11 protein-coding genes and 2 pseudogenes are annotated in these 13,437 nt (G+C 69.9%); 6 read left to right on the forward strand and 7 right to left on the reverse strand.

What is annotated here, in order from left to right:
* Nucleotides 1-25: 25 nt before the first annotated feature.
* From pilV to H9L41_RS15520, 4 genes are read left to right on the forward strand one after another with little or no spacing between them, the layout of a single operon-like run.
* Nucleotides 26-541, forward strand: coding sequence for a type IV pilus modification protein PilV (gene pilV, locus H9L41_RS15505; protein WP_051318646.1), 516 nt, complete (start codon nucleotides 26-28; stop codon nucleotides 539-541).
* Nucleotides 541-1,332 (forward strand): PilW family protein, encoded by a 792-nt coding sequence (locus H9L41_RS15510; RefSeq protein ID WP_028444592.1) that lies wholly within the window; start codon nucleotides 541-543, stop codon nucleotides 1,330-1,332. The genes pilV and H9L41_RS15510 overlap by 1 nt, the downstream gene beginning before the upstream one ends.
* Before the next feature lie 9 nt (nucleotides 1,333-1,341).
* Complete coding sequence (locus H9L41_RS15515) at nucleotides 1,342-1,848, forward strand: pilus assembly PilX family protein (RefSeq protein WP_051318647.1); 507 nt, start codon at nucleotides 1,342-1,344, stop codon at nucleotides 1,846-1,848.
* A gap of 22 nt (nucleotides 1,849-1,870) precedes the next feature.
* Complete coding sequence (locus H9L41_RS15520) at nucleotides 1,871-2,269, forward strand: type IV pilin protein (protein ID WP_051318648.1); 399 nt, start codon at nucleotides 1,871-1,873, stop codon at nucleotides 2,267-2,269.
* Nucleotides 2,270-2,469: 200 nt separating this feature from the next.
* Here H9L41_RS15520 and H9L41_RS15525 read toward each other — a convergent pair whose 3' ends face one another.
* The 6 genes and pseudogenes from H9L41_RS15525 to H9L41_RS15550 form a co-directional block, all read right to left on the reverse strand.
* Entirely contained in the window at nucleotides 2,470-4,581 is a 2,112-nt protein-coding gene (locus H9L41_RS15525) for an acetyl-CoA hydrolase/transferase C-terminal domain-containing protein (protein WP_028444594.1), read from the reverse strand.
* 234 nt (nucleotides 4,582-4,815) lie between these two features.
* A complete protein-coding gene (locus tag H9L41_RS24975) occupies nucleotides 4,816-8,616 on the reverse strand; it encodes a M48 family metallopeptidase (RefSeq protein ID WP_211236795.1) in 3,801 nt (1,266 codons plus the stop codon).
* A gap of 130 nt (nucleotides 8,617-8,746) precedes the next feature.
* The gene (locus H9L41_RS15535) at nucleotides 8,747-8,914 is read right to left on the reverse strand and encodes a hypothetical protein (protein WP_157461794.1); all 168 of its coding nucleotides are present in this window, start codon (nucleotides 8,912-8,914) and stop codon (nucleotides 8,747-8,749) included.
* Nucleotides 8,915-8,993: 79 nt separating this feature from the next.
* On the reverse strand, nucleotides 8,994-9,419 hold the full coding sequence (locus H9L41_RS15540; protein ID WP_187523452.1) for an MFS transporter: 426 nt from the start codon (nucleotides 9,417-9,419) through the stop codon (nucleotides 8,994-8,996).
* 234 nt (nucleotides 9,420-9,653) lie between these two features.
* Nucleotides 9,654-9,856, reverse strand: a pseudogene (locus tag H9L41_RS24980) (cold-shock protein).
* Between the two features lie 225 nt (nucleotides 9,857-10,081).
* Nucleotides 10,082-10,642, reverse strand: a complete 561-nt coding sequence (locus H9L41_RS15550; RefSeq protein WP_028444598.1) for a DUF1415 domain-containing protein — start codon at nucleotides 10,640-10,642, stop codon at nucleotides 10,082-10,084.
* A gap of 71 nt (nucleotides 10,643-10,713) precedes the next feature.
* On the opposite strand from H9L41_RS15550, the gene H9L41_RS15555 reads away from it, so the two are divergent.
* The gene (locus H9L41_RS15555) at nucleotides 10,714-12,000 is read left to right on the forward strand and encodes an HD-GYP domain-containing protein (RefSeq protein ID WP_034605874.1); all 1,287 of its coding nucleotides are present in this window, start codon (nucleotides 10,714-10,716) and stop codon (nucleotides 11,998-12,000) included.
* A gap of 33 nt (nucleotides 12,001-12,033) precedes the next feature.
* On the opposite strand, the gene H9L41_RS15560 is transcribed toward H9L41_RS15555, so the two are convergent.
* Nucleotides 12,034-12,402 (reverse strand): hypothetical protein, encoded by a 369-nt coding sequence (locus tag H9L41_RS15560; RefSeq protein WP_034605875.1) that lies wholly within the window; start codon nucleotides 12,400-12,402, stop codon nucleotides 12,034-12,036.
* Nucleotides 12,403-13,002: 600 nt separating this feature from the next.
* Here H9L41_RS15560 and H9L41_RS25825 point away from each other — a divergent pair.
* A pseudogene (locus tag H9L41_RS25825) lies at nucleotides 13,003-13,401 on the forward strand (DUF480 domain-containing protein); the annotation flags it as partial.
* Between the last annotated feature and the right edge of the window lie 36 nt (nucleotides 13,402-13,437).

Consider the following 13,437-nt stretch of genomic DNA (forward strand, 5'->3'; position numbering starts at 1 on the left):
ACCCAGCAGTACAGGAATACGCAACATGACCCACACGCTAAAGCGGCAACGCGGCATCTCGCTGATCGAGGTGCTGGTGTCGCTCATGATCCTGGCGCTCGGCCTCCTGGGCCTGTCGGGCCTGCAATCGCGCGCCATGCTGACCGGCCAGAGCAGCTACTACCGCAGCATCGCCGCCGACCTCGCGGCCGACCTGGCCGAGCGCATCCGCGCCAACCGCTCGCCCTACCTCGCCAGCGCCGACGCCGACGCGATCACGCTGCCGCCCGACTTCGCCCGCTGTGCGCGCGCAAGCGACGGCACGCTGAGCTGCGGTGCCCAGACCGGCGGCCGCGCCGCCTATCAGGTCGCGGCCGAAATGGCGGCCTGGAACGCCTCGCTCAGCAACAGCCTGCCCAACGCCTCGTTCACGCTCACCTCCGGCCCGGGCAGCAGCACCGGCCTGCTGCGCTACGTGCTGACCATCAACTGGGCCGACAACCGCGGCAAGACCAGCTCCACCGACACGGCGGCAACCAGCTACATCACGGTGATCGAATGATGGCCTATCGCAAGCAGACGGGTTTCACCCTGATCGAACTGATGATCTCGGTGGTCATCGCGCTGGTGGTGCTGCTCGGCGTCTCCAATCTCTACCTCGGCACGCGGCAGACCAACAAGATCCAGACCATGCAGAGCCGGCTGTCGGAGGACGGCCGCTTCGCGGTCAGCATGCTGCAACGGATGATCGGCCAGGCCGGTTACCGCAACAGCCCGAACCTGGCGGTCAACGCCAACCGGCTGACGCCGGGTACCGGCAGCGCCAGCACCACCAGCGCCACCGTGCAGTTCACCGCCGACGGCAACAACCAGATCGGCTGTCCCGGCACCGTCGCCGCGGCCGGCGCGTACACCGCGGTGATCAACTTCGCCGCCAACGCGCTCACCTGCACCGCCGGCGGCACCAGCACCAGCTGGCTGGCCGGCGCCGGCAGCGGCGCCGGCGGCAGCTCGGACGTGGTCGACTTCCGCCTGCAATACGGCGTGGACGCCAACGACGCGGTGCCCGCCACGCCGGCCGACTACGGCTGCGGCGCCACCGCCGCCAACCCGACGCTGCGCGTGCGCGACTGCATCGCCGACAGCTATGTGAGCGCCCTCACCGGCGGCCAGACCAGCGACCAGATCGTCAGCGTGCGCGCCTGCATCGTGCTGCGCAGCGAGCAGTCCGACAGCCGGGTGGTCAAGCGCGCCGCCTACAACAACTGCAGCGGCACCGCCATCGCCAATTCGCAGAACGACGGCCGGCTGTACCGCACCTTCAACACCACCGTCCTCATCAAGAATTTCTGAGCATCGATCATGGCTTGCACACCCACCCGGCAACGCGGCTTCGTCCTCATCGTCTCGCTGATCTTCCTGGTCGCGATCACCGTCCTGGTGGTCGGCGGCATGAAGGGCTCCATCCTGGGCGAGCGGATGGCCGGCAGCCACATGGACCGCACCCGGGCCTACCAGGCGGCCGAACAGGCGCTGCGCCTGGGCGAGGCCGCACTGCAGGCCCGGGCCGACGCCTGCGTCTCGGGCTGTACCGACACCACCGCCCGCTCCGGCATCGGCGCACAGAGCAACACCATTCCGACCGGCTGGACGGCCACCAATGCCTCGATCGGCGTGCGCGACAGCGCCACCACCGGCGCCAACGCCAATCAGACCAAGGCCGAATTCCTGGTCAACCTGCTGCCCGACACCCTGCTCCCGGCCAGCCGGAACGGCTGCAAGGCCTACAGCATCATGGGCCGCGGTTCGGGCCGGGCGGCCGCCACCGCCGTCCTGCTGCAGACCGTGGTCTTCGTCTGCCCCCTCTAGTCCCCAGCCCGCCCCATCCCCGATGAATACGCACATCCAGTCCAAGCGCCGCGCCGAGCGCGGCTTCACCCTGATCGAGCTGATGATGGTGATCGCCATCATCGGCATCCTGGCCGGCGTCGCGATCCCGGCCTATTCCCGGCACCTGATCAAGGTGCGGCGCACCGATGCGCAGCAGACGCTGGTCAGCCAGGCCCAGGCGATGGAGCGCTACTACACCAGCAACGGCCAGTACGTGAGCTCCGGCACCACCTGCGGCCCGGCCAATCCGGCGTCCAGCAGCTACTACGACTTCAGCGCGAACTGCACCGCGACCACCTTCACCCTGACCGCGACGCCGAAGACGACCAACTCGCAGAAGGACGACGGCAACCAGACGCTCGACAATACCGGCGCACGCACGGGGACCTGGGCGGGTTGATGGCCAGGTGCATGTGCGTTTCGCTCCAAGCCAGGGCGGAACGCACTGCCCCGTAGGAGCGGCTTCAGCCGCGAATCGCCGAGTACCTCAATGGCCGCCGCTAGCGCCACGGCCATTCGCGGCTGAAGCCGCTCCTACGGGGCCGCGCCTGCGGCCAAGCGCGCATTGCGCCAAGCCTCGATCACCGCCTTCGGCCGGGTTCACAGATTGCCGATGAACAGGCGCCGCAGCAGCAAGGCCTTCAAGCCATCGGCCTCATCGAGGCCGAGCCGCTCGAGCCAGGCCGGCGGCACCGGCTTGTCGGCGAACAGGCCCTTGAGCGCCGACCGCGCCAGTTCGAGCGGGCTGTCGGCCGCCGCGCGCATGCGCTGCATCACGTCGATCAGCGCCAGCTCGTCGGCGGTGAAATCGGTGCCGAACGGGTAGTCGGGCAACAGCCCGGCCGCCTGCGCCGGCGCCAGCGTGTCCGCCAGCCGCCCGGGCAGGTTGTGGCGATGCTGCTCGGGCAGGCTCCAGTCGGCGTCGAGCTTGCCGTTCACCTTGGCCGCCACGATCAGCTCGTCCTGGAAGCGGCTGTCGGCCACCGCCAGCAGGCGCTTCACCACCTCGCCGTCGGGCTGGCCGCGCAGGTCGGCCACGCCGTATTCGGTCACCACGATGTCGCGCAGATGGCGCGGGATGGTCGCGTGGCCGTACTTCCACAGGATGTTGGAACGCACCTCGCCGGCCGCTTCGCGGGTGGCGCGCAGCAGCAGCACCGAGCGCGCATCGGGCAGCGCGTGCGCCATCGCGACGAAGTTGTACTGGCCGCCGACGCCCGACACCACCTGGCCGTCCTCGAGCGCGTCCGATACCGCCGCGCCGAGCAGCGTGACCATCATGGTGGTGTTCATGAAACTGGCCCGCCGCCGCTGCGCGCGCTTGAGCGCGGTGTCGCCGTCGAGCTGGTTGATGAAGTCGATCCGGTGCATGTCGATCGCGGCGCGCTGCTCGGCCGGCAGCGCATGCAGGCGCCGGTAGAAATCGGCCGGGCCGAGGAAGAAGCCGCCGTGCAGCACCACCCCGCCGGCCAGCCGCTCGCCCAGGAGGCCCGAGCCGATCGCGGCCAGCGCGGCCGGATCGTCGAGCACGGCGGCGTAGCGGCGGCCGTCGAACACCAGCTCGCCGGACTCCAGCCGTACCCCGGCGCGCAGGATGCCCAGGCGCAGCAGGAAATCCACGTCCGCCGCCGACAAGGGCGAGCCGATCCGGCCGGCCTGGCGCAGCGCCACCAGCGTATCGGCCGACACCGCCTCGCCGATGCGGCCGCCGTCGAGCAGCCCCTGCAGCACCGCGTCGTCGTAGACGCGCCGCCGCACGATGCCGGCGTCGATCAGCCGCATCAGGCCGTTGACGAACATCTCCGAGCAACCGTACAGCCCGTCGGCGAAGCGGCCGAGCTCGCGGCCCGCCTCCCCCGCGCCGAGCGCGGCCAGCAGCGCGCGGAACTCGCCGTTGTGCCGCTCGCGCACGATCAGCGCCTGGGCGATCGCGTCGCCGAGCGCGCCGATGCCGATCTGCAGCGTGCCGCCGTCGCGCACCAGGCTGGCGGCGTGGAGGCCGATCGCGTAGTCCTGCGGCGTGACCTTCATGTTGGGCGGCGCGAACAGCCGGTGGCTGGCGGCCGGGTCGGTCACCACCAAGTCGAAGAAGTCCGCGCCGACCTCGGCGTGGTTGGGCATGAAGGGCAGTTCGCGATTGATCGCGCCGACGGTGAGGAAAGCGTGGCCCGGCAGCGCGGCCAGCCGCTCCTTCACCTCGAAGGTCAGGTCGGGATTGCTCGACAGCGAGTAGCGCGGACCGGCCTCGCCCTCGCACACGGCCACCGCCTGCGCCAGGAGGTTGACGCCGTGCAGCGCCATGTCGCGCGCGACGAAGGTGTAGTTGGTCGAGATGTGGCCCTGCTGCGCGGCGGCGTTGCCGAGGTAGTCGCCGGTCTTGAGGAAGAACTCGAGCACCTCGACGTTGGGCGGCAGCGCGCCGGCGCGCAGGTCGTTCACGTAGTCGAGGTCGGGATAGTCGCCGAACACCCGTTCGACGAAGGGCGCCAGGAAGTGGCGCTCGATGTCGCTGTGGCCGGCCGGCTTCTGCAGCGACAGCGCGGTGATGATCTTGAGCCGCCGCGACGGATCGGCCTTGATGCGGCGATACAGCGCGTTGAGCAGGGGATTGGGCTTGCCGATGCCGAGCGGCGTGCCGAGCACGATGTCGCCGGGCAGGCGGGCCAGCACGGCGTCGACGGCGGTTTCGAGGCTGTCGATGAAAACGGGCACGGAGCTTCTCCTGGCTGGAACGCCCGACACCGGGCGCGATGAGTGGAACGGCCGTGGCCGACGGGCATGCAGGTTAACCACCGCGGCCGCGCCGGTCCATGCGCTGGCGCAAACCTCGTGCCGATCGGTCGGGCCGCGATCGGTCGGGCCGCGTCCGGTCGGCCATGCGCCGACACGGGCACCGGCCCGCCGGGACGGCGAACCGGGCCACGTGCTTGCGGCCTGCGTACCGGCCTAGCTGAAATACGGCCGTTCCGATGCGAACAGCAGCCGCTTCGCCCCGTCGCGCCAGGCCGCCGGCGCCGCCTTGCCCAGCACCACGGTGCCGAGCGCGTAGGCATGGCCCAGGCTGAGCGGCGTCAGGTGGCCGAGCTTGCGCCCGGCCGCCGCGCCCTCGCCGGCCTTCAGTGCATCGACGAAGGCCAGCAGCGTGGCCTTCTCGTCCGGCTTCAGGCGGTCGAGCTGGCCGCGGTAGGGGGCGTCGTCGGCATGGGCGCGGATGGCCAGCGCCAGCATCGCCCAGCTGCCGTCCTCGTCCAGGCCGTCCTTGCCGGCGGCCAGCGCGCGCGCCGCCAGGGCCGGCTCGGCGCCGTCCGACGCCGCCGCCAGCCGCAGCAGGCGCATTTCGGCCGCGGCGTCGGCATGCGCCAGGCGCAGGGCCTGGCCGATCTCGCCGCGCGCCAGCGCGGCATAGCCGCGCAGCGGGCTGTCGGCATCGAGCTTGTCGCCGGTCTCGAGCGCCCACATGAAGCCGAGCGCGCGCGACCGCGGCAGCAGGTCGGCCAGGTCGTCGCGGCCCTGCATGCGGCGCACCCGCGCCAGGTCGAGCCCGACCGCGTCGGCCATCGCGGGCAGCTTCGCCAGCACCGCCTCGAACGACTCGCCGGCCTCGCGCCAGCGGCCCTGCTCGGCCTGGCCGTAGCCGTCGGCCAGGGCGAACCAGGCGTTCTGCGGCCAGCGCCGGCGGCCGGCCAGGAAGGCCTGCTCGCGCGCCGCCGCATCGTCCTGGCAGCGCGCCGCCAGGTATTGCAGATCGGCGTCGTCGGGCGCGCGCGCCGCCAGCAGCCGCTGCCGGCCGCAGACCGCCGCGCGACCGGCCTCGCCGGCGGCTTCCTGCTCCAGCCGCAGCGACAGCACCTCGTGCGGATGGTCGTGCAGGCGGCCGGCCAGGATCGCGCCGAAACCGGCGGTCTGGAAGGCATTGCCGAGCCAGTGCATCACGTAGGGCGAATCGGCGCCGTCCCAGCGCGCATGGGCAGCCACCATCGCGGCCCGCTGGGCCGGATCCTGCACCGCATCGAGCGCCAGGTCGGGCGCGCGGTCGCCCAGGCCGGTCAGCACCGTGCGAGTGGCGCTGCCGCCCTTGGTGCTGACCTGGCTCGGCGGCTCGTCGAACAGCACGTCGGCGCTGACCCGCTGCCAGCGGGAGGCGCCGAGCAGCCGCTCCGGCGGCGCGCTGGCGTTGCCGTAGGCGGCGGTCCATTCCACCAGCGGGCCGGCGGCGGCCACGTTGTAGACGTAGTGCGCCAGGCTGCCGTCGAATTCCGGCTCGAAGGCCTCGATCGCCACGCCGTCGTAGGTCGCGCTCCGCACCGTGCCGATGCCGTCGGGCGAGACGTCCAGCCGGGCGGTGCCGTGCGGCGCCACCGCCAGCGCATGGCCGGCGATCTCCACCTGCACCTGCCGCGCCAGGCCGTTGTAGACCGTCACGGTGGCGGTGCCGGCGCTGCCGCCGAAGCCGAGCACCGCGCCGATGATGCCGCCAGCCACCAGCAGCCGGGCGGTGGCGGCCAGCGCGCCGTCGGCGGTCTGGAAGCGCGCCCACCAGCCGATCCTGCTCTGCCGCTGGCGTTCCTGGCCGGGCAGCAGGGTCGGGTATTCGGCCAGCACCGCGCTGGCCGGCGCCGCCGGCGGCACCTCGCCGGCCTCGCGCAGCAGCCGGGCCACCGTCGCCTCAGCCTGCAGCAGCTGGCCCAGCGCCGCCTGGCGCAGCGCGCTCAGGGCGCCGGCGGCGCTGTTCACCCAGCCGTCGATCGCCCGCACCCAGTCGTTGATGTTCTGCTCGCTGGCCGGCGGCAGCTCGAACTTGCCGAGCGCCTCGGGCCAGCTCGCCACCTTCATCCGCTCGAGCAGCGCTGCGTCGGGCTGCACCGTGTCGGCCTGGCCGTAGATGCCGGCCAGGATGCGATGCAGCGCGTTGGCACTGGCCAGTACCCGGGTGACGCCGGCCTTGCCGACCTTGCCGGCGGCGGTCTCGACCGCGATCACGTTGCCCAGCGCACCCTGGGCGTCGCGCAGGTCGGCCTCGCGGTGGTCGGCGTAATGCAGCACGGCGGCCAGGCCGCGCAGATAGGCCGGCCAGCCCTGCCCCAGCTGCTCGGCGGCGGCCAGGTGCGCGCTGCGGCAGCGGCGGTCGTGCTCGAGCAACCGCTCGCGCAGCGCGGCGAGCTCGCGGCCGACCTGGGCGATGGCGGCCGGCAGCTCGGCGCGGCGCAACTGGCGGCCGCGGTGGCGGATCACCCCGTCGGTCGCCTGCATCGCGCCGTCGTGCAGCGATTCGAGCAGCGCCTTTTCCTTCTCCAGCCGGCGCAGCTGTTCCAGCTCCTTGCCCAGCGTCTCCGGGTAGATCGCCGCCAGCGCGTCCGCCACGCTGCCGTCGAGCCGGCCGTACAGCGCGTCGACGCTGGCCGCCTCGCGCACCACCGAGCGGCCGAGGTAGACGCCGCGGTAGAAGCGGTTCAGGTATTCGTGCTGGAACTGCTCGTCCAGCGCCTTCAGCGAGGCCTCGGTGTCGACCGGCTCCGCCTTCTTCTCGGCGCCGCGTACCAGGTGGGCCGACATCCGCTCGCGCAGCTGCTGCGGATCGGCGAACAGGCTCCAGGCGCTGCGCGGATCGATGCCGGCCGGCACGTAGAGGCGCTTGGCGTTGTGCTCGCGCTCGTGGTTGAGCGGATGGGTGGCCCACATTTGCGGCGGCCGGGCGAAATCGACCTCGAACACCCGGTGCGCCTCGGGCCGCTCGGCCGGCAGCGTCGGCGAACGGCCATAGTCGGGCTGGTCGAGCACCGTGCGCATATGGGCGATCACCCGCGACTGGACCGCGAACAGGTCGCGCGTCATGCGGCCCTCGGCGTATTCGCCGTCGGCGAAGGACAGCGTGCGGTCCCAGGCGTCGTCGGCCGCCTGCAGGCGGTGCAGCGCATGGATCAGCGCGTCGCTGCCGGTCAGCGACACCGCCACCAGGTCGGCCTGCATCTCCATTTCGCGCGACAGCGCGCGCTGGGCGATCAGCACCAGCCGGAAGGCGGTCTCGAGCAGCGAGCGGATCGACCAGACGATCAGCGACAGCAGCCAGCCGACCCAGGCGATGCGGAAATCGATGCCCGAGATCGCGCGCAGGAAATCGTCCAGCGCATCGCGCTTGGCCACGATATGGGCGGCGATCTGCTGGGCGATGTAGACCCAGCGGCCGACCGCCATCGAGCGCTGGGCGAAATGGCCGAACTCGTGTGCCAGCACCGCCTTGAGCTCGCCCAGCGTCAGCACGTTGACCAGCGCCAGGCCGATCTCCAGGTTCTTCTTCGACGGGAACAGCAGGTTGAGCACCGACAGGTCGTAGAACACCGCCGCGTTGACGCGCGGCGACAGGTAGACCCGGTGCGGCCGCGGCGCGCCGGCCTCGTCGGCCAGCCGGTGGAGGAATTCGAACAGCTGCGGCTCGTCCTTGGCGCTGACTTCGATGTCCTCGCTCTTGCCGCCGTGCTTGACGAAGAACAGCGCCTTGAGCATGAACACCGCCAGGAAGGCGGCCGGCAGGCCGACCACAAAGCCGATGAAGGCGTGCTCGCCACCGCGGATGGCGCCGCCGAGCAGCTTGTAGGCATGCCAGGCGAACCAGCCCGACAGCGAGCAGTAGAGCAGCACGAACAGCGCGAGGCCGCCCATGGCGAGCCAGGCCTTGCGGCGGTACTGGCGGGATGGCTGGGTGAGGTTGGCCGGCACCGACGCCGGCCCCGGCGGATAAAGGATGTCCAAAGATATCTCCCTGTGCGGCTGGCGCCGCGATCGCACGAATATGTCCAAGCCTGCCGCGCGGGCGGCGGCGCCCTTGTGGCGGGCGACTGGATATTAGGCGGCCGGGAGATGCCGCTTCAAGGACGCCGGACTATTCCATCGCCGCATGGGCCGGACCCGCCGCCCGCGACTTGCCGGCGCGGATCAGCAGCAGCAGCAGCGGCAGCATGGCGACAAAGCTGGCGGCGATCAGCCAGAAGGTAGCGACGAAGGCCTGCACCAGCGCCTGCTGCTGCACCAGCCGCGGCAGCCGCGCCACCCCGGCGGCATCGGGCCGCAGGCCCGGCGGCGCACCGCCGGGTGGTAGGGATCGACGTAGCCGCGCAGGCCGGCCCAGTTCACCTTGGCCGAGTGGTTGAGACAGGTCGAGGCCAGCGAGATGCCGATCGAGGAGCCGACCGAGCGCACCAGGCTGTACAGCCCGGCCACCTCGGGCGCCAGCCGGCCGGGATGGTGGCGAAGGCCAGCGAGGACAGCGGGATGCAGATCAACCCCAGGCCCAGGCCCAGCAGGATCATCGGCAGCAGGATCACCGAACCCGGCGCCTGCGGCGTCAGCCGGATCATCTCGTAGGTGCCGGCCAGGCTCAGCAGCATGCCGGCGCAGATCATGCTGCGCGCGCTGAAGCGGCCGGAGAAGCGGCCGACCAGGCTCATGCTGACGAAGGTGGCGATGCCGCGCGGCATCAGGTAGAGGCCGGCCTCCATGGTCGGGAAGCCGGGCAGGTTCTCCAGGAACAGCGGCAGCAGCTGGCCGCCGTACACGCGCCGACCCGGAACGGCTGCCGCGCCGCGTCGCCCTCGAGCCGGATGCGCACCGGCACGCGCTGGGTGACCTCACCGGCGAGCCGGCACCAGCGTCAGGCTGGCGATCCAGCCGTCCGTGCTGGCCACCACGTGGGTGCGCGCCAGGTCTGGCCGCGCCTGCTCGACCGCCGCTGCGGCAGGCATGAAAAAACCCGGCCGGAGCCGGGTTTTTCGAGACATCGTGCGGGTCGATCAGACCGGCTTGATGTTCGAGGCTTGCTTGCCCTTGGGCCAGTGGTCACGTCGAACGAGACCTTCTGGTTTTCGGCCAGCGACTTGAAGCCGTTGCTTTGGATTTGCGAGAAGTGCGCGAACAGATCGTCGCCGCCTTCGTCGGGGGTGATGAAGCCGAAGCCCTTGGCGTCATTGAACCACTTGACGGTACCGGTTGCCATGATGCGTTTCCTTAGATGGAAGTAATGAAAGATGAGTGCCGACGATCAAACATAAGGAGTGGCGAATCGGGATACCGCTAGGGGTACGAGAACTGCCAGAAAACCTACTACTTGAAGAGCCTGCGGAAGGCGTTGTACGCGAGTTCCGCGCCGTTGGCAATTGCACCTTGTTGCAGTTGCGCGCGCGCCGCGCCGAACGCCCGCCGCGCGGCGGGCCGCCCGGCCTCAGCGCGGCCCGGCCGCGCCGGCCATCAGCCTGGCCCAGCCCTCGGGCCCCAGCGTGCGCAGGGTCGCCATATTGCGTTCGAAGATGTCGGCGGCATCGGGAAAAGCCGCCACCGCGCGGTCGATGCTGGCTTCGCGCAGCAGGTGCAGCGTCGGGTACGGCGCGCGGTTGGTGCAGTTGGTGATGTCGTCGGGCTCGGTGTCGGCGAACTGGAAGCCGGGGTGGAAGCTCGCGATCTGGATCACGCCTTCGAGCTCGTGCTCGGCCACCACGCCGTCGGCGATGTCGAGGAAGTCGTTGAAGTCGAGGAAGTCGCCGAGCACGCCCGGATGGATCAGCAGGGTGGTGTCGATTTCTTCGGCGGAGGTCGTCGCCAGCAGATCGAGCTCGCGGTCGAGGTCGTCGAGCAGACCGTCGAGATGGCGCGCCGGACTGACCACGAAGCGCACCTGCTGCTTGACGTAGACGGACTTGGCGAAGGGACAGAGATTGAGGCCGATCACCGCCTGCTCCAGCCAGTGGCGGGTGGCGGCGACGACCTGTTGCGGATCATGTTGCATATGGCGCGGGTCAAACGAAGGCAAGGCTTGCTATTCTAAGGCCAAGTTCTGGCCGCGCCCCGCGCTTTCCGATGACAACTCCCGCCTCCAATGCCCCGGTCTACATCGTTCCAGCCCAGCTGCGGCTGGGACTCTATGTGCGCCTGGAGCTCGACTGGCTGGAGCATCCGTTCACCTTCAACCAGTTCAAGCTGACCAAGCAGGAGCAGATCGACACCCTGCGCTCGCTCGGCCTCGAACGCATCCGCATCGACCCGCGCCGCAGCGACGTCGAGCCGCTGCCGGTGCCCGACACGCCGCCGGAGCCGGTCCCGCAGGCCGAGCGCGAGCACGAGCTGGCCGCCATCGTGGCCAAGCGGGTCCGGGTCGAGCGGCTGGCGCAGCACCGCGCCGCGCTCAACGAATGCGAGCGCAAGTTCCTCGGCGCCGCGCGCGCCTACAAGGCGATCAACCGCAACCTGTTCGCCCGGCCCGACGATTCGATGTCGCAGGCGGCCAAGCTGATCGGCGCGCTGCTCGATTCGATGCTGACCGACCGCGACATCGCGATCCACCTGATGAACGACAAGCTCGGCGGCGAGGAGATGTATTTCCACCAGCTCAACGTCGCCGTGCTGGCGATGATGCTGGGCAAGCAGCTGAACCTCGAACGCGATCGGCTGGCCGAGCTCGGCATCGGCTCGCTGTTCCACGACGTCGGCAAGGCCGAACTGCCCGAGAAGCTGCTGCTCAAGACCGACCCGCTGACGCCGAGCGAGCGCGACCTGTTGGCGCGCCATACCAGCTACGGCCTCGACATCGGCAAGAAGCTCAAGCTGGCGCCCGAGGCGCTGGCGATCGTGTTCCAGCATCACGAGTACGTCGACGGCAGCGGCTTCCCGCACGCGCTGAACGGCGACGGCATCCTGCCGCTGAGCAAGATCGTCTGCATCGTCAACGACTACGACAACCTGTGCAACCGGCCCAACCCGGGCGATTCGCTGACGCCCTACGAGGCGCTGGCCGCGATGTTCGCGCAGAACCGCAAGCGCTACGACGCGCAGGCGCTCGGCGTGTTCATCCGCTGCATGGGGGTCTATCCGCCGGGCACGCTGGTGCAGCTGTCCAACAATGCGCTCGGCCTCGTCATGGCGGTGAACTCGAGCAAGCCGCTCAAGCCCACGGTGCTGATCTACGACCCGAGCGTGCCCAAGCACGAGGCCATCATCCTCGACCTCGAGTCCGAGCCCGAGCTGACCATCGTGCGCAGCATCCGTCCCGGCCAGCTGCCGCAGCAGGTGTTCGCCTACCTCAATCCGCGCAAGCGCATGACCTACTACTGCGACGCGATGCCGACGCAGCAGCCGGCCGCCGCCTAGATCGCGGGCGGCCGTATTGGCGCATGCGGGCGCTCAGTATCTCCAACGGCAAAGGAAGAAATAGACGACGGTGATCTGCACCGTCACGACGAAGGCGCCGCTGGCGCAGACGCCTGTGGCGCCGGCCAGGAGGCTGGAGGCGAACGGCAGCATCACGCCGGCGCTGCCGAGCGCCTCGATGCCGAACACCACGCCCAGCAGCAGCGAGAAGATCAGCGACCACTTGAGGATGTAGCCGGGCAGGTAGACGCGGCGTTCGCGGTTGTAGCGGTAGGCGGCGGCCTGCTCGAGCAGGTTGCCCTGGTTGACGTCCTTGAACATCCAGAACGGCCACAGATAGAGATAGAGCAGCCAGCTCAGCGACTCGGACTCGATCGAAGAAGCGAAGGAATCAGGCGACATCGACGCGATCTCCTCGGCGGAGGCCGTCGCACGGGCCGGCGCGAGAGCCATGGCGGAACGGCGGCGCACCCCGGTTCTTGCAGTGGGTCTGCTCGATTTCACGATGGTTCACGGCCGCCGACTTTTCATCGCCGTTCGGCGGGAAAACCGCCGCGTCCGGCCATGACGCGCAAATGACGAAGGCCAGCCTCGCGGCTGGCCTTCCCATATCGCGCAACAGCGCGCTTCGCATATCCCGGCCACCTGTCCTGGCGACCTACCCGCCCCCACCTTGCGGCGCTGCGGGCACCCGACTACTTCGCAGAGATATCAAGTTGTTCGACGTTATGCCCAGTGATGCCCCAGCGATACCCTAAATTTCCCCAGTTATTCTGCTTCTCAGCCCCCGGCGCCGCGGCGCCTGGAACGGAGCGAACTGTACGGCTGGCGTATGGTCGACAGCATCCCCTAATCTGGGGATGGGAACACTAAGAAATCCCTAAGTTTTCCCGGCCGGACGCGGCCTGCAGCCTGACTTCGCGGCCAAAGCGCTATGAAGCCGGGACGGTACGCGCCTGCGGCATAATGGCGACTTTCACCTGACCCACTGACGGAGCCGCCATGACCTTTCGGAACGACCTGACGCTGCTGGAAACCCGCGTACTCGGCGTGCTGATCGAAAAACAGCGGACCGTGCCCGACACCTACCCGCTGTCGCTCAATGCGCTGACCGCGGGCTGCAACCAGAAGACCAGCCGCGACCCGGTGCTCGAAGCCAGCGAGGCCGAGGTGGCCGAGGCCATCGCCAGCCTGAAGTCGCGCGCGCTGGTGATGGAGAGCAGCGGCGGCCGCGTCACCCGCTATGCCCACAACGCCGAGCGCGTGCTGCAGGTGCCGTCGCAGTCGGTGGCGATCCTCACGGTGCTGATGCTGCGCGGGCCGCAGACTGCCGGCGAGTTGCGCATCAACTGCGAGCGCCTGCACAAGTTCGCCGACATCTCGGCGGTCGAAGGCTTCCTCGAAGAGCTGTCGACACGGCCCGACGGCGCCTTCGTG

The organism is Chitinimonas koreensis (assembly GCF_014353015.1).
Lineage (GTDB): Bacteria > Pseudomonadota > Gammaproteobacteria > Burkholderiales > Chitinimonadaceae > Chitinimonas > Chitinimonas koreensis.